Source organism: Variovorax trehalosi, assembly GCF_051216415.1.
Lineage (GTDB): Bacteria > Pseudomonadota > Gammaproteobacteria > Burkholderiales > Burkholderiaceae_C > Variovorax.
In genome coordinates this window covers 466,376-480,846 of the sequence record NZ_JBPJZG010000003.1, presented here as the reverse complement: position 1 = coordinate 480,846, position 14,471 = coordinate 466,376, and the positions used below count along the sequence as shown (strand labels likewise).

The 14,471-nt window shown below is 66.1% G+C and carries 16 protein-coding genes; all 16 read right to left on the bottom strand.

Translation table 11 applies throughout. The features are described 5' to 3' along the window. Position 1: 1 nt before the first annotated feature. The 16 genes from ACSFA7_RS14210 to ACSFA7_RS14135 all read right to left on the bottom strand — a co-directional run bounded on the left by ACSFA7_RS14210 (position 2) and on the right by ACSFA7_RS14135 (position 14,455). A complete protein-coding gene (locus ACSFA7_RS14210; RefSeq protein ID WP_435499954.1) occupies positions 2-409 on the bottom strand; it encodes a hypothetical protein in 408 nt (135 codons plus the stop codon). After that, positions 409-3,972, bottom strand: coding sequence for a tape measure protein (locus ACSFA7_RS14205; RefSeq protein ID WP_435499953.1), 3,564 nt, complete (start codon positions 3,970-3,972; stop codon positions 409-411). The genes ACSFA7_RS14210 and ACSFA7_RS14205 overlap by 1 nt, the downstream gene beginning before the upstream one ends. Positions 3,973-4,070: 98 nt before the next feature. Beyond that, positions 4,071-4,814 carry a phage tail tube protein gene (locus ACSFA7_RS14200; protein WP_435499952.1) on the bottom strand — a complete coding sequence of 248 codons (744 nt, stop codon included), beginning with the start codon at positions 4,812-4,814 and terminating at the stop codon, positions 4,071-4,073. Between the two features lie 12 nt (positions 4,815-4,826). After that, positions 4,827-5,291, bottom strand: coding sequence for a phage tail terminator protein (locus ACSFA7_RS14195; RefSeq protein ID WP_435499951.1), 465 nt, complete (start codon positions 5,289-5,291; stop codon positions 4,827-4,829). Next, complete coding sequence (locus tag ACSFA7_RS14190; protein ID WP_435499950.1) at positions 5,288-5,776, bottom strand: gp436 family protein; 489 nt, start codon at positions 5,774-5,776, stop codon at positions 5,288-5,290. Before ACSFA7_RS14190 ends, ACSFA7_RS14195 begins: the two co-directional genes overlap by 4 nt. A gap of 21 nt (positions 5,777-5,797) precedes the next feature. Next, the gene (locus ACSFA7_RS14185) at positions 5,798-6,184 is read right to left on the bottom strand and encodes a DUF2190 domain-containing protein (protein ID WP_435499949.1); all 387 of its coding nucleotides are present in this window, start codon (positions 6,182-6,184) and stop codon (positions 5,798-5,800) included. Between the two features lie 61 nt (positions 6,185-6,245). Beyond that, positions 6,246-6,521 (bottom strand): hypothetical protein, encoded by a 276-nt coding sequence (locus ACSFA7_RS14180; protein ID WP_435499948.1) that lies wholly within the window; start codon positions 6,519-6,521, stop codon positions 6,246-6,248. Between the two features lie 103 nt (positions 6,522-6,624). Next, positions 6,625-7,593, bottom strand: a complete 969-nt coding sequence (locus ACSFA7_RS14175) for a hypothetical protein (protein WP_435499947.1) — start codon at positions 7,591-7,593, stop codon at positions 6,625-6,627. Between the two features lie 43 nt (positions 7,594-7,636). Then, complete coding sequence (locus ACSFA7_RS14170) at positions 7,637-8,653, bottom strand: hypothetical protein (protein ID WP_435499946.1); 1,017 nt, start codon at positions 8,651-8,653, stop codon at positions 7,637-7,639. 255 nt (positions 8,654-8,908) lie between these two features. Further along, on the bottom strand, positions 8,909-9,421 hold the full coding sequence (locus tag ACSFA7_RS14165; RefSeq protein WP_435499945.1) for a phage virion morphogenesis protein: 513 nt from the start codon (positions 9,419-9,421) through the stop codon (positions 8,909-8,911). Then, positions 9,418-10,197: a phage head morphogenesis protein gene (locus ACSFA7_RS14160; protein WP_435499944.1), complete on the bottom strand. Its 780-nt coding sequence runs from the start codon at positions 10,195-10,197 to the stop codon at positions 9,418-9,420. The genes ACSFA7_RS14165 and ACSFA7_RS14160 overlap by 4 nt, the downstream gene beginning before the upstream one ends. Beyond that, the gene (locus tag ACSFA7_RS14155) at positions 10,197-11,777 is read right to left on the bottom strand and encodes a DUF935 domain-containing protein (protein ID WP_435499943.1); all 1,581 of its coding nucleotides are present in this window, start codon (positions 11,775-11,777) and stop codon (positions 10,197-10,199) included. Before ACSFA7_RS14155 ends, ACSFA7_RS14160 begins: the two co-directional genes overlap by 1 nt. After that, entirely contained in the window at positions 11,770-13,080 is a 1,311-nt protein-coding gene (locus tag ACSFA7_RS14150; RefSeq protein WP_435499942.1) for a phage terminase large subunit family protein, read from the bottom strand. The genes ACSFA7_RS14155 and ACSFA7_RS14150 overlap by 8 nt, the downstream gene beginning before the upstream one ends. Positions 13,081-13,187: 107 nt before the next feature. Beyond that, positions 13,188-13,760, bottom strand: coding sequence for a phage protein Gp27 family protein (locus ACSFA7_RS14145; RefSeq protein WP_435499941.1), 573 nt, complete (start codon positions 13,758-13,760; stop codon positions 13,188-13,190). 3 nt (positions 13,761-13,763) lie between these two features. Continuing rightward, positions 13,764-14,075 carry a hypothetical protein gene (locus ACSFA7_RS14140; protein ID WP_206175640.1) on the bottom strand — a complete coding sequence of 104 codons (312 nt, stop codon included), beginning with the start codon at positions 14,073-14,075 and terminating at the stop codon, positions 13,764-13,766. After that, positions 14,072-14,455 carry a hypothetical protein gene (locus ACSFA7_RS14135; protein ID WP_206175641.1) on the bottom strand — a complete coding sequence of 128 codons (384 nt, stop codon included), beginning with the start codon at positions 14,453-14,455 and terminating at the stop codon, positions 14,072-14,074. Before ACSFA7_RS14135 ends, ACSFA7_RS14140 begins: the two co-directional genes overlap by 4 nt. Positions 14,456-14,471 lie beyond the last annotated feature (16 nt).

Here is a 14,471-nt window from a genome sequence, read left to right as displayed (position 1 = left end):
GTCAGACAGTGAAGAAGCGCAGCTCGACGCTGCAGTAGGGGTCTTCGGGCATCAGCTCATCGAAGGCGAAGACGGGCTCGCCGCGGACGGCATTGGTGCCGTCCTCGCCGAGGTCAAACACCACCAGGTACGCGAAGCCGTGCACGGTGAGCGTGAAGATGGGATCGTTCTCCAGCGAGGCCCAGGCCTGCAGCTCCTGCAGCAGGCTGCGCCGCACCCAGGAGCGCCGCTCGTTGCCGACCAAGGTGATGGGACGCCCGGCCAGGCGCACGAAGCGGTCGAGGATCAGAGAGCCAAAGATCGAGTAGCCCTTCTTTTGGGTGAGCGGCGACCAGGTCAGCTCGTCGGTCCAGATCAGATCGTTCGGCAGCTGCTTGTCGGTGCCGGCCAGGGATAGGGTGATGGGCATCAGTACTTCCCCGTTTCACGGCGTGCTTCGCGCAGCGCCTTGACCACGCTTTCCGCGCTCTCGCGGTCCATCCGGGCCTTGGAGCGGCCGCCATCGGTGCGCAGGTCGAGCACCACGGTGCCGCCCTCGGTGGCGCCTTGCCCGCGACCCGTGAATTTGTCGATCGCGTCCTGGAACAGCCGCATGCGGTTCTGCCAGGCGCGGTCGTCAGCTTGGCCTTCCAGCGAGATGGCGCCAGGGTTGCGACGCAGCACATCGCCGTTGACGATGTTGTTCTGCTTAAGGGCTTCCACCACCGCGCGCAGGCTGCCCACGTCGTCAGCAGACAAGGTGCCTGCCTTTCGCTTTTCTTCGAGCTCGAACATCAGCCGGTTGTCCGTGGCGTTCTGGCCGGCGAGCCGCTCCTCGCGCGTGTTGCCAAGATCCGACTGGACATCCTGGTTCGGGCCGATGACGCCGGCGCGTTGGCCGCGGCGATCTTGGCGAGGATCGAGGCCGATCTCTTCGGCCGTCGGTGACTCATCGCCAGTTCGCCCAGAGCTGCGACTACGCCCAATGCCCTCGGCGTTCGACCCGCTTCCACCCGTTGAGCCGGACTGGGCACGCTGGCGTGCCCGGATGATCTCCCTCTCGGTGTTTGCCCAAGACGGCGCCACGCCCTTGTTAGCTTTCGTCGCGGCTTCTGCCGTCTTCTCGAAGGCGATGCGCAGTTGCTCGGCCGTGGCCATGCCGCTTTCCCGGAGCACGTCGTACGCCTCTTTCGTGTTCCTGGCGACACGCTGTAGGTCTTCCTCGGTCTCCAAGCCGAATTTCCTGAACGCCTCTCCCACGCTTTGGATGCCCTCCTGGCCGTCTTCGAGCACGCGCTTCAGCTCGGCGGCCTTGAGCGTTGCTTGCTCAAGAAAGCCGTCCGCGACCCTGTCGCCCAGTTGCGCGCGCACGCTCTCGATCTGCGCGCGCACGGCCTCGATTGCCTTTTGCGAGTCTGCGGTGTCGATGGCTTTAGCAAGGCCGGCGCGGAGTGCCTGACCAGCGTCGACGCCCTGCTTCTTCAGGCGATCGAGCGAACGGATGATCACGTCCGCATCGTTGATCGCACTTCGGGACGCTGCGCTCATGCCGCCTGAGATCGTGTCGAAGTCCTTGCCGGTGCGTTTGATCGCTTCCCGGACGCCGGCATCGAGCATGGCTGCGAGGCGCTCGGCTTCGCGGGCCGAGCCTGAGAACGCCGCACGAGCCTTGGTCTCGAACACGCCCAGGTCCTGGCCCTTGAGCGCCTCGGCCCAGGCGGCCTGGAACTCACCCGCGCTGATCTTTCCCTGCGACACGAGCCTGTCCAGGACGGCGCCGGCATCGGCGATGCCCTGCACCGTCTGCAGGTCGAAGTCCTTGCCGATCTTGCCGATCGCTTCGGCGGCGCTGTCGCCGTCCTTGCGCAGCTGGTCGAACTTGGCCGAGGTTGTCGACGCCTCTTTGCTCAGACCAAACTGAGCCTCTTGGATGGCCCGCAGGCGGTCTGCCTGGTCGATCATCAGTGCCGAACGAGCGCGTTGGGCTTCTTCCTGCAGCTTGGCTTGCTCCTCCGACTTCTTGATGGCGTCGCCGTAGCCCATCCACTTTGCAGCCCCTTCGCCAAGGGCTGTTCCCACCGACTGCAGGACCGTCCAGGCGCCGTAGGCGACCGTCGTCCAGCCTGTCAGCCTGGCCGCTGCGCCGAGCACACCACCGGCGATCGCGCGGAAACCTCCACCGCCGGCAACTGCTGCAGCTGTACCTGCCTGAGTCGCTGCGGCCGCACCCGCCGAGGCTGCGCCGTAGCGGGTGACCTCGGCCGCTGCAATCGTCGCGGCGCGCCCATGCGCTTGGGTCGCCACGGTGGCCTGGGTGCTCGCGACCGCCTGCTGCGCTGCGGCGATCGCCGATTGCTTCGCCGCGGCCGAAGCAAGGCCCTGCGAGGCCGCATAGCCGGCCCAGATCGTGCCGGCGACGGTGGCTACCCTGACGACGGTTTCCAGGTTGTTAGCCAGGCCGTTGATCGCTCCTGCGACGGTCGACGTGATGCCCTTGGTCTTGTCCAGGTCGCCGAGGTACAGCGCCCACTTCGTGCGCAGGTTCTCGACAGCACGGCCCACGGTCGGCGGAAGGCTGGCGAACTCCGACCTGATCACTTCCGACTGGCTGCGCAGCGATCGCGTGACTGTCTCTGCCGTGAGCGCTCCGGCCTCGGCCATCTTGCGCAGCTCGCCCGTGGTGACGCCCAGGCCGTCTGCCAGCGCCTTGGCCAGGCGCGGCGCCTGCTCCATGACGGAGTTGAATTCGTCGCCACGCAGCACGCCCGACTGCAGGCCTTGGATCAGCTGAGTGATGGCGGCACTGCTGGCCTCCTGGCTCGCACCGGACAGCTGCACCGCCTGGTTGATGGTTTCGGTCAGTCGCAGGGACGACGCGATCGCCACCTCGGACGACTGGCCAGCGCTCTTGCCGGCCTCGGCAATGCGGCCAAACAGCATGCCGGTCTGATCGAGCGCGCTGTGGGTGCGCAGCGCCACCTCGGTGACCTCGGCGAACGACCTGGCGAAGATCGGTCCTTCACCCGTCACCAGCTTGATGCGTGCCTGAAGGTTGTTGAAGGCATCGGCGGTGGCCAGCGCCTCCTTGGCCAGGCCGCTCACGAAGCCCCCTCCCACCGCGATCGTGGCGATCTGCTGAATGCGCTGCAGCTGGTCGCCGATCGAGCGCACGCTCTCTGCGGCCGAGGTGCTAGCCTGGCGCTGCGCCTGGGCCGATGCAACGGCCTGCTGGCCCGCACGCTGATACGCGGGCACGAGCTGGGCAACCTCCTCGCGGACCTGGCCGAGAGCAGCATCGAGATTGCGCTCCGCGGCCGTGAGCTGGTCGGTCTGGATGCCCAAGCCCTGCAGCACGGTGCGGCCGGCTTCGAGCGCGCGGGTGTTCTCCTGGACGGCACCGCGCATCGAGATGGCCGCGGTTCCAGCGGCCGTGTATTGCTTTGCGAGTGCGGTCTCTGCCTGCGCTGCTGCGGCCGCCTGTGTGGCCGCTTCCTTGACGGTCTGTTCCTTCGCTTCCAAATCGCGGCGCAGCTCGCGCACGGTGACCTGCAGCTGGGCACTGGACTCGCGGTATTCGCCCGAGCGCCTGGCTGCGCCGGTGAATTGCTCGCCGAGCTGGGCCAGCGCCTGGCGCTGTTCATCGAGATCTCGCTGGGTGGCCTGGGCGGCTTCGCGTGCGGCCAGCTCGGCTGCGGCCAGGCGGTTGGCCTCGGCCGCTGCAGCGGGCAATGCTTGGGCGAGCTGCTCGACCTGGTGCTCGGCCTCGGCCAGCTCGATGGCCAGCGCGCCGGACGAATTCGTCAGCTCCCGAACCGCGACGACAGCGTCCCGCTTCGCACCGAGCGCCTCGATCGCGGCCGCGGCCGCGTCAGCCTTGGCCTTGAACTCGCCGCCGAGCGAGTCGCCGAGCTTGACGACGGTCTGGGTGAGGTCCTGGACGCCATCCTTGCCTTCGGCTGCGGCCCGGACCTTGACGTCGACGATGTTGTCCATGTGAGTGGTCTTGAAGGAAAAAAGCCCCGCCAGTCCAGCGTTTGCGCAAAACGGGCGGGGCGAACGCGGCTATCGACCGCGAGGAGACAGACGGCTGATCAGGTGTACTGGACCCTGTAGTGACGGCTGATGCTGTCGCCCACCTTCGTGGAGTCGATCAGCAGCTCGCCCTCGACTGGCAGGCCCATGAAGTTGTTGTTCATGAGCGCCAGCGTCTTGGCCACGCCCTGGCCGACGCGCCAGAGGTCGACCACCACCGGCTTGCCCGAATCGGCTTCGTTGAGGCCACCGAAGCAGATCTGCAGCTCGGGCGCCTTCTGCGTCAACGCTTCAAGCGTGGCGGTCGCGACGTGGGTGTAGTCCACTGTGACGGCGTCGGCGTCGACCAGGCCAGCTGCATCGGGCAGAACATAGATGCCCTCGGGTCGGACCTCGTAGTTGCCCGCCGCAGCGACTGGCGTGCTGCCCTTCTTCACGGTTACTGCGGAGGGCTGCAGGTTCGCCAGACGGATCAAGCCGCCCTTGTAGGCCGTATGGGCCTCGCCCACGATGGCAGCACCTTCGACCTCGGACGCCGTGCCCAGGACGGCCCGAGCAAAATTCACGATGTTGATGTCGGCCATCGTGAACGCCACGCTGGCCGAGTTGATCCGCCGGAACTGGGCATGCGTGCCACCGCCCAGTCGGGTGAAGTCGGCCTGCTTCAGAACGGTTTCATCGTGCGTGAGCGTCAGCTCCAGCACGTTGCCGATCGGCGCCAGCGGTCCGGCTACGCCATAGGGCAGTGCATAGACTTGGCCGACGTTCGCCATGGGCTTGTAGATCTGGGTGATCAGGGACATGGGAGTTGCTCCTCAGGGTGTGGTTGCGTGAAAAAGGGTCTCGACCAAGAAGGCCAAGGGCAGGTACTGATAGCCGGCCTTGTATCCAGGACCCGGGCCAGGGGTGAGGCGCAGCGGCGATGAAGTGAGCGGAGCGCGGAAGCCCATCAGCGCAGCGCCGACCTTGGCCATCAGCTCGCCGGCATCGCGCCTGGCTGCAGCGCCCGACCGGTTGCCGGCGACGTTGCGTGTGGCCGTCACGGCCAACCAGGTGTGATCGAGCTTGGCCGCGCGGCCATCGGAGCGGGACTCCAGCACGCGGAAGTTGCGGTAGATGACATGCACAGCCGGCACAGGCTGATTGGCTTCGGCCACGTCTGCGAGATCTGCGGCCGTGAGCACGTGCACTGCAGGCGACATGCCCGCGAGCTTTTCCTTCAGCCGCGCGACCAGGTGCGCTTCGACGGCCAGGTAGTCGTTTTCCGGCGCGACGTTCATTTGAAGTCCCGCGTGCTGTCGTCGGTGATCTGGCGCGGCGAGAAGCTGTAGTACACCTCCACGCCCTCCTGGGCATCCGCGCCGACCAAATCACCGGCAGATCCGCCCAGCGGGCATGCCAGCACAGCGGCGCCACCCGCGATCGCTTCCAGTTCCTTGAGTGCTGCCTTGTGGCGCTGGTACACGACGTTCTCGGGCACGACCTCCGAGAACAGGTAGAAGCGCGCGATGTCGCAGGCGATCCGCACGAGCTGCGGCGGCATGGCCAGAACTGGAGGACCACCAGGCGTCGCCGAGGGTTCGATGCAGCCACGCAGCGGCAGGCGGTACACGCGGCCGATCCATCCATCGATCACCGCCTTGGCGTCGCCGAGCTTGACCTCGACCAGCGCCGCGTTGATGGCGGTGTTGTCCGGGTCGGTGAGCTGGATCAGCTCGGTCTCTCCGAAACGGGAGACCATGTCGGCGACGGTGGCGTAGCTCATGACGTGCGGAGGCTGATGCGCTTAGGCGGCCGGGCGCACGTGGCGCACGACCTGGCACTCGAAGATCGCGCCCGCGCCTGCAGCTGCGCCCAGGGCTTGGCCGCAGTGGTCGGTGGCGGTGCCCACGGCCGCGCGGCCCGAGCCGTCGGCTGCAGGTTTCACGAAAGCACCGAAGGCGATCGCCTCGCTGGCTTCGACGGGGGCGCTGTAGCTGGTGATGAGCGTGATCGCTTCGCCGATCGCGCCGGCCTGCTCGGAGACACCCTGCGAGTTCTTGACGCCACCGGCACTGGTGGCATGGGTGCCGTCATAGGCGACGAACCGCGCCTCGCTGATCGCCGCGGTCGCGACGATGGTGAGGGAGTGCAGCTTGTCGAACTGACGACCGCTGTGGTTTTGCGATGGCATGGATGACTCCTGTCAGGGATGAAACGGTGGGTGTTGGCGCGGTGGCGTGTTGGGCAGCGGCTCAGCGCTTGGCTGCAGCGGTCTTGGCCGGTGCCGTGGAGGCGGTCGCGGCCTGCACTTCCTTCTTGGTCGCATCGAACTCGCGCTGATTCGCGCGCTGCTGAGCGGCTTCGTCTTTTTGCTCGGCCGCTTCGTCGGCCGGGTCGCCGATCGACTTCGACTTCGCCAGCTCCTTCGCGTCGTGCTTGGAAAGCGTCGGCAACTCGTCGCCGGGCTGGAAGATCTTGGTCTCGCCGTCAACGATCATCTTGATCGCGACCTTTGCAAACTTGCTCATGGGTATTCCTCTCGTTGGATGGCTGGGGGTAGATCCCGCAACCGGGCGGCGGCATGCCAATGCATCGGCCGCCGCCCGGGGGCAACACGCTTCAGGGTGGGTGTTACTTCGGGTTCTGGAACAGGAACGCCGCGTCGGGGTAGGCGATGTTTGGGCGGCGCTCATAGGTCGCGCCGTAGATCCAGCTCTTGGTGCCGTCCTGGGTGAAGTACGGCGTCTCGGCGAAGGGATGGCCTTCGATCACGTTGGTGAAGCCGAATGCCGGCTCGGCCAGGCTGATGTTGGCGGTGCCCTTGGCGCCGATCTTCGGCACGTAGGCCAGGATCGCGCTGTTGCCCCACACGTCGAGACCTTCGTCCGTCTCATCGACCCACACCGCATCGCCCACCTGGATGTCGTCCACCTCGAAGATGGTCTTCAGCTCGGCCATGCCGGGTGCGCCGGTGAACGTGCTCGGCAGGCGCTCGCGAACCTGCTTGTTGTTGCGGGCGGCGTTGTAGCCATCGGCAGAGAAGCGCAGGCTGTTCGGGCGCTTGCCGATCTTCTTGCGGATGATCTCCTTGGCCGTGAAGATGTCGTCCACGGCCGTGCCGGTGTCGGCGCTCCACTTGGTGGCGCCGGCCAGGGCGAGCACGTTGCCAGGCGCATAGGAGGCCGGGTCGGTCGCCAGCTCGGCGCACTCAATCTCGTAGTCCAGGCCAAGGATGTCGTTGGCCGTCGTCATGGCGATCTGCGAGATCTCCAGGTAGTTGCCGACGTTGAGCTTGCGGCTCTCGTCGGCCTCGCGCAGCGCCTCACGCGGGATCGGCACGTCCACCGCGTACTGGTCCACGCTGTAGACCTTGCCCTCGAACTTGATGTTGACGCGCTTGGTCGGGCCGCCCGGGCTGCGGCGCAGGTTGTAGCGGCGCATGCGCTCCTTGCCCAGCTTTGCGAGCGTGATGCCGCTCAGTGCCTGCGGGAGGCGCGGGAACAGGCTCTCGGCCATGTAGGTGCCTTGACCCATGCCCAGGAGCAGGTTGGTCAGGATGGGGTTTTGCTTGAGCCGGATCTCGGCGAGAGACATCGTCATGGTTGGCGTCCTATGGGAGCTGGAAAGGTGACGGGTGGAGCGATCAGCTGGTGAAGCTGGTCACGGCGGTGAGCGCTTCGGCGTAGTTCACCTTGTGCTCGCGTGCATAGGCCTGCGCAGCCTTGTCGATCTCGGCGTCCGACTTGCCCTTGGCGCTGCCGGCTTCCGAACCTTCGCCGCCGGCACCGGGCGCGAACTCGCCGAAGCTGACCACGGGCTTGGCGTCCGAGATCAGGCCTTGCAGCCATTGCAACGGGGTTACCTTGCGCGTGGTGTCGCCTTCGGAGAACGACACGGCCTCAGCATCGGCCAAGGCGGCCTGCGTAGCGACCGCCATGTCCTTGTCCTTCGGCAGCAGCTTGCCGGCCTTGACTTGGGTTTCCGCGAACGACACATAGGTGGCGTGGCGGTCCTTCTTCTGCTGCTCGGCGAAGCTGGTGACCTTGGTCCGTTCTTCGTCGCGCTCGCGCTCGGCCTTCTCGCGTGCGGCCTTTTCTTCGGCCGCCAGCTTGTTGGCTGCGTCGAGCTTGTCCTGCAATTCCTTGCTCATGTCGTCTTGCTCCTGGGAGGGTTGGGTGGTTGAGGGAGTGGCTTCGGAAAACTGGACGAGCCCAGCGGCCTCGCCCTCGGAGAACTGGATGTCGGCCAGGCCGGAGATCGCGGGCTGCTGCGCGCCGAGAAAGGCGACGTGCCGCGGATACCAGGCGCCAGGGGCCGGGTTGTTCGGGTGGGACGGGGGATAGAAGCTGGTGCTGCGCTTCTTGAACATCTCGGCGTGCACCATCTCCGCGAACTGCGGAATGACCTTGTGCGTGTTCATGGTCAGGCGACCGGCTGCGTTGACGCTCAGGCTCTTGACCCAGCCGTATGCCGGCAGGTTGTGCTCGGGATGGCCGACCGTCAGCGGTGCCTCGCGCAGCTTCGGGTCATAGACCTCGGCCATGCGCCGCACGTCGGCTTCGCTGAACTCGTGCGTGGTGCCGCTGTCGTCGGTGTGGCGACCGGCGCGAAAGATCTCGACGCCTTCGGGCAGTGCTACGGTGGGTGCTGGTTTGGGCATGCCCCGCAGTCTCGGGATTACCCGAGAGCGAATCTATGCACCGAGGTCAAAACTTGAACGTGGCTCTGCCTGCTTTCACGCCAGCATCGCGGTGAACGGTGAAATCGCGATCGGCATCTCGATGCCGCCTTCGTCTGTAAAACGTTTAGAAGGCTTTACAGCGGCCCTCAATCAAGGCCGAGCTACATCCGAAGCCACCCGACCCCGCAAAACGCGCCTGAGGGCCGCATTTGAGGGCTCGGTGCGGCATCGCGGTCATGCCCCAACGATGTAGCTCTGGACGATGTCCACGATGTTCGCGCGATCGGCATCCGAGAAGCCAGCGAACTCGCGCGCGGGGATGTCGCCCCACAGGTGCGGGAAGGCGTCACGCGTGCCGCCGTAGTTGAACATCGCGCCGTAGACCATGGGGCTGCCGATGGAGACCGTGTCCGGTCCTTCGAGCTGGTAGTTGATCGTCGTCTGCAGCGCCTTCGTCTCGCCGGTGCCAGGCTTCTTCGATGCAGCACGCGCTGCGCCGCGCTTGCTCAACGTGCCGTCCTTCTTGTGGCTGTTCTTGAACAGCCCGAGGTACATCGCCACGGTGACATCGGAGTTGCGCGCCCAGGGCGTGCCGTCCGGCGCCTTCGCGTCGGCGAAGTGCTGCTTCATGCTTTCGGTCATGTCCTCGCCGATCTCGGCGAGCGCGGGCTGCATGTTGTCCATGCGCCCCATTAGGCCGCCCAGGATCGAGAGCACGCCCTGCGCGTTGACGGACGACTCGATCATGGCCGTGGCCTCGGTGCAGCGAGATCCTGCGACAGCGCGCGTGCGATCGCTGGCGGATAGGTGATGAACTTGTCCTGCACCATCTGCTGCAGCGACGTGTCGGTGTCCGCACCAGGTGCATACGCCCAGCCGCGATCGATGCCAACCGGTGCGCCTGTCTTCGGGTCGATGTCGTCCCAACCGTCCGGCGGCTCGGTGGGCGCTCCATCGGCAGGCGCGCGCACCGCCACCACGCGGCACTGGCATCCCCAGCCGTTGGGACCGAAGTGGGTACGCCAGAACGGATGGTCGTAAGGCAACGTCAAGCCGTTCCAGGCCAGGTGCATCGGCCGCGGGTGCAGCACACCATCGGCATGCAGGTAGCACCAGAACCGGCGCACTGCGAGCAGGCCCGGCTGCAGGAGCTGGGCGCGGCGACCGGCCGAGTAGCTCGTGCTGACGTTGGCGCTGTAGATCGTGCGGGTGCGCCAGGCCTCGCCGGCCTTCGTGCCTTCGCCAGTCCACCCGGTCCAGCCCGAGCGGGCGACGGCCTGGGCGAAGTCGCGGCGGAACGCTCCGATGCTGTCGCCACCTATCGCGGTGTCCACGGCCTGGAACAGATCGGAGAGCAGATCGGCCTTCTGCGCGCCGGCCACGATGAACGCGCGGTCGTGCGCCCGCTGCCAGATGTCATCCCAGCGCTCGGTGGGCAATGCCAGCTTCGCGCGGAAGAAGTCGATCTGTTCCTGGAAGCGCTGCCGCGCCGCCTTGAGCACGACCGAAAGAGAGTCCGCCATCAGGTGGCTCCCTCGGGCTGCAAGGTCGTCTCGACGGCGACGGCGTCCATGCCGGCCAGCTCGGCCGCGGCGAACGCGAGGGCCATTAGCTCCACCAGCTCGGCACCAGGCAGATCACCGTAGGCGGCGAGCAGCCGATCGCGCAGTTGGTCCGGGCCATCGACGCCATCGACCATGGCACGGATGCGCTCCATCCAATCGCGCAGCACCAGGTCGCCGCCATCGCCGAGGATGCGTGCGATGCGATCAGCCCAGCCGCCGGGCTCGGCAAAGTTGGCCGCGGACATGGCCGGACCTTCGTCGTTCGCAGCAGCTGCAGGTGCGCCCTGGCCAGCACGCCGCGGGAGACCTGGCGCTGCAGGGATTGGGGCTGGCGCCTTCTTCTCCCATCCTTCGCCGTACTTCGCGCGCACGGCATCGACGGACAGCTCGAAGCCCATCTCCGTGACGTTCTTGTCCACCTCGCTCTCGGCCTTGCGGTCGTCGTCGTCCTTGACCTTGCGATACACCTGGCAGCGCACCAGGCCGTTGTAGTCGCAGATCCAGGCGAGCAGCGATTCATTGACCGTCTCGCTCAGGAGGTCGCTGTCGGCCTGGGTCAGGTCCTCGCGCACGTCCTCGCGCTCCTTGCTGGCTGCGGCCACAGCACCGCCGCCCTTGTTGCGCGACTCCTGGCCGGTGAGCACCGCACCGATCCAGTCGTCCATGTATTCGCACAGGGCCTGCTGCGTGGTGACGTTGCCGTTGAGCTTCGATTCGAGCAGCGCGATCTCCATACCCTCCGGAGTCATGACGAAGCCGTCGCTGCTGAAAGCGCGCAGCGCATCGGCCATCGTTCCCTTTTCCTTCGGGCCGGCGCTGCGCGGGTACTTGCCATGCAGGGTGGGTGAGCCGAAGCGGTCGCACAGCTTGTTCCAGGCGACGATGCCTTTGCGCTTGAAGAACACCGGCCAGTAGAGCTGCAGGCCCAGGCCAGTGCCATAGGGGTTGTCGTCCTCGGGGTTCACGCGGTGGACGATGAACTTGCGGTCCGGGACCGGCACGCCGGTGAGCATGTTCTCGCGCTTGAGCATGCGCAGCTGCGGCGGTTCGTTCTCATCCTCCTGGACGTAGACGAAGCGGCGCTGCGCCCGCTTGACGATGCGCTTCGGCACGATCATGTCGTTGCGAATCGTCCAGATGATCTCGGCAACGGCATAGCCGGCAAGCAGCGCTTCGAGCAGCTCGGAACACACGCGGTCGAAGGCCGACTCCTTCAGGATGGCCGTCAGCGTCTCGGCATCCTTCGTGGCGTTCGGGGCATCCGCATCGACCGGCTCGACCTGCCAAGCCTTGCCGATCAGCGCGAGCTGGCGCTTCTGCAGGCCGTCGAACACCTTGCCGTCCCGCTTGAGTTCGCGGTACAGCTGGACGTTGCCCTGGCCACGCTCCAGCAGCAGCGGGTCGTTGGTGCGCAGCACGCCCATGTAGGCGGTCTCAAACGGGTCCTGCAGGCGATTGGCGAACTCGGTGTCGAACTCGGGCGCAGCGAGCGAGGCTGTCGACGTGCTGTTGCGGGTGGGACGGATGCGTTTAGCCATTGAGGAAGTCCTGTGCGTCGGTCACGCTCTCGCGAGTGCCGCCGCTGGTGTATTCGATTGGAGCGGCGGGATCTGAACCGGCGTGCAGTGCCAATGCCGCGGCCCAGAAGCGGTCGGCGTGGCCGTCAGGCGTGCTCTCGGCGACGAAGCGGATGTTCCCCGCGGCGCTCACCACCTTCTGCACCTTGCGCAGGTCAGCACGGATCACGGGGTCTTCGGGGATGCGGAAGGTCCGGTCCTCAAAAGCGCCACGCAGCGGATAGGCCAGCGCTTCCTTCACCGGTGCGGTGAAGGTGACCGCCTCCACGCGGTTCTCGCCGAATTTGTCCTGGGCGTCATCGGCCCAGCCGATGCCCAGGCCTGTCGCGTCTATGCAGATGCGCTCGCAGATCTCGAACCAGGGCCACAGGATCTTCTCCTGGTCGCTCTTGCGCATGCGCTCCATGCATTCGACATGGCGGGTGTAGAACACGTCGCCGAGCTGCTCGACCACCCACAAGACGGTCAGATCTCGCTTGCGGCCGATGTCCACGCCGGCAAACAGGCGGCCGTTAAAAGGGCCTCGCAGGCCGCGCTGCCACTCAACGCCGCCGGCATATTCGTTGGCGGTGATGAGGCCGTATTCCAGGAACTTGGCATCGTCATCGGCCGGGATGCACATGTACTCCTGGTCGAACGATTCCGCATCCGCAGCTCCGCCCTTAATGAAGTCGAAGTAGGCGGCCTCGTCCATGTCCTGCTGCTCGGCGTCCTTGGGAAGCGCTTGCTGCAGTTTGAAGAGAAAGCCTTGGTCGAGCGCGTCCTGCAAGGTCACCCGGTGATGGCTGATCCGCTTGGGATTGCCCTTCTCCTTGATCTCTCGGATCAGGGCGTTGAAGAAGCTGTACGAGCCGCGGTGCGTCGAGATCAGCTCCATGCTGCCGCCCCAGGTGATACCCGGATAGGCGATCGCCCACAGCTTCCGCTGGTCCGCGTGTAGAGCGAATTCGTCCAGGACGCGGCTGCCGCGCTTGCCGGCCTGCGCGTCAGGGTTGCTGGACATGCTGTGGATGCGCCGGCCGCTGGCAAATTGCAGGACGTAGGCATTGATGCGCTTCTCGGCATCGAGCACGACCTCGCCGAGGTCCTTTGCCGCGCGATTCATCACGTTCGCCCAGAGCTTGCAGTCCTCGATGAACAGGCGCGCCTGAATGTCGTCGCGGCTGCTCACCCATTCGTCGTGTCGGGCACCCTGGGCCGCCGCGCGCTCATCCGACCCATAGGCCGTCGACCAGCTGATGCCGATCTGGCGCGACTTCTCCATGAGCTTGATGCGCGATTCGTCCTTGATCCACTTCGACTGGAACGGCAGGAAGATGGCGTCCCGATCTTTCGGGATGCACTTGGCGCGGCCGATGACCTTGCTCATGGTCAGACGATGCCCAAGGCTTCGCGGATGGCGGCCTTGGTTTCTGCGGTCACGCCGCCCTTGTTGCCCATCGCGTCAAGCTTCGCGCGTTGCTCCTCGAGGAGCTTCTTGCGCGCCGCCTCCGCCGCCTCGGCCTGAAACTTCTTGAGATTCACGCTGCTGCGAGTGAGCGTCGCGATGTTCTTCGCCGCGGCACTGAGCATCGCGATGCGATCACCCGCGTCCATCTCGGGATCGTCGGCTTCCTGCAGGTTGAGGATGGCCTCGAACAGCTCGGTCTGCACGATGGCGGTGAGCGCCTCGCTGCGCGCGTCCTGGCTGTCGCCGGCATGCTCGCTGATCATTCGGGCAGCTTCCGTGCTCGCCTTGATGGCGGCCAGCCGCCTGTCCAGCTTCGAGCCGTAGCGATGCAGCGCCGAGCGGCTCGGCAGGCCGCCCGCCTTGGCTTCTGCCGGGAAGCGCTCCTGCAGGTCGGCGATCAGTTCATCCAGGGTCTGCGCGCCGGTGGCGAGCATGGCCTCGATGTATGACTTGGTCTCCGGCGCCAGGCGGTGGATGGTGCTCTTGCGGCCCATGGCTTACCAGTACTTCGCCGGGCGCGCGATGCCGGGCTCGCAGTCGACTGAGTACTCCGCGACGTCGGTGCCGAAGCGTGTGAGGTCGGCAAACCACGGCCCGCTTGGGTCCTTGCGGATCTTGACCAGGTCGCGATTCGCCAGGTAGTCGATCTCGCGCCGCAGCTCCAGAGGCGTCGCGTCCGGATAGATGGAATTGGCGGCCGACAGGACAACGCTCTCGTGCGCGCCGATCGGGCGTGCGTTGTTGAGCGCCAGCAGGATGAGCCAGCGCAGGCCCTCCCGCCGCAACTTGGCGGAGTCGATGTGGTTCATTGGGTCCCTCCCAGCATTGAGCGCAACTGCGCGTTTTCGATTCGGCCAGCCAGGCCGTCGAGCTTGGCTTCGATCACCGTCTGGCCGCGGATGTAGTCGTCCCGCATGACGTAGCGCAGCGGCAGGTCTGCCTGGAACTTGAGGAACTCCCGCTCCACGCGCTGCCACTGGATGGTTTCATCCCGGTTGACCTGCTCGATGCCGTCGAGCCGCGAAGCGAGTTGCACCTGGGCCTCGGCGCGCGTCTTCTCCTGGCTGGCGAATCGCTCGTCGAGGTTCTTCCCGATCAGGCGCAGGATGAGCGCAGCACCTCCAGCACAGAAGCCGAAGAACGACACGAGCAGGCCAATGAGCTGCCAGAGGTCAGCTTGCAGCGTCACTGTTGGCCTCCGTCGA

Coding starts and splice junctions, on each gene's coding strand:
- ACSFA7_RS14210 (WP_435499954.1), bottom strand. CDS start 409: ATGCCCATCACCCTATCCCTGGCCGGCACCGACAAGCAGCTGCCGAAC.
- ACSFA7_RS14205 (WP_435499953.1), bottom strand. CDS start 3,972: ATGGACAACATCGTCGACGTCAAGGTCCGGGCCGCAGCCGAAGGCAAG.
- ACSFA7_RS14200 (WP_435499952.1), bottom strand. CDS start 4,814: ATGTCCCTGATCACCCAGATCTACAAGCCCATGGCGAACGTCGGCCAA.
- ACSFA7_RS14195 (WP_435499951.1), bottom strand. CDS start 5,291: ATGAACGTCGCGCCGGAAAACGACTACCTGGCCGTCGAAGCGCACCTG.
- ACSFA7_RS14190 (WP_435499950.1), bottom strand. CDS start 5,776: ATGAGCTACGCCACCGTCGCCGACATGGTCTCCCGTTTCGGAGAGACC.
- ACSFA7_RS14185 (WP_435499949.1), bottom strand. CDS start 6,184: ATGCCATCGCAAAACCACAGCGGTCGTCAGTTCGACAAGCTGCACTCC.
- ACSFA7_RS14180 (WP_435499948.1), bottom strand. CDS start 6,521: ATGAGCAAGTTTGCAAAGGTCGCGATCAAGATGATCGTTGACGGCGAG.
- ACSFA7_RS14175 (WP_435499947.1), bottom strand. CDS start 7,593: ATGACGATGTCTCTCGCCGAGATCCGGCTCAAGCAAAACCCCATCCTG.
- ACSFA7_RS14170 (WP_435499946.1), bottom strand. CDS start 8,653: ATGCCCAAACCAGCACCCACCGTAGCACTGCCCGAAGGCGTCGAGATC.
- ACSFA7_RS14165 (WP_435499945.1), bottom strand. CDS start 9,421: ATGATCGAGTCGTCCGTCAACGCGCAGGGCGTGCTCTCGATCCTGGGC.
- ACSFA7_RS14160 (WP_435499944.1), bottom strand. CDS start 10,197: ATGGCGGACTCTCTTTCGGTCGTGCTCAAGGCGGCGCGGCAGCGCTTC.
- ACSFA7_RS14155 (WP_435499943.1), bottom strand. CDS start 11,777: ATGGCTAAACGCATCCGTCCCACCCGCAACAGCACGTCGACAGCCTCG.
- ACSFA7_RS14150 (WP_435499942.1), bottom strand. CDS start 13,080: ATGGAGAAGTCGCGCCAGATCGGCATCAGCTGGTCGACGGCCTATGGG.
- ACSFA7_RS14145 (WP_435499941.1), bottom strand. CDS start 13,760: ATGGGCCGCAAGAGCACCATCCACCGCCTGGCGCCGGAGACCAAGTCA.
- ACSFA7_RS14140 (WP_206175640.1), bottom strand. CDS start 14,075: ATGAACCACATCGACTCCGCCAAGTTGCGGCGGGAGGGCCTGCGCTGG.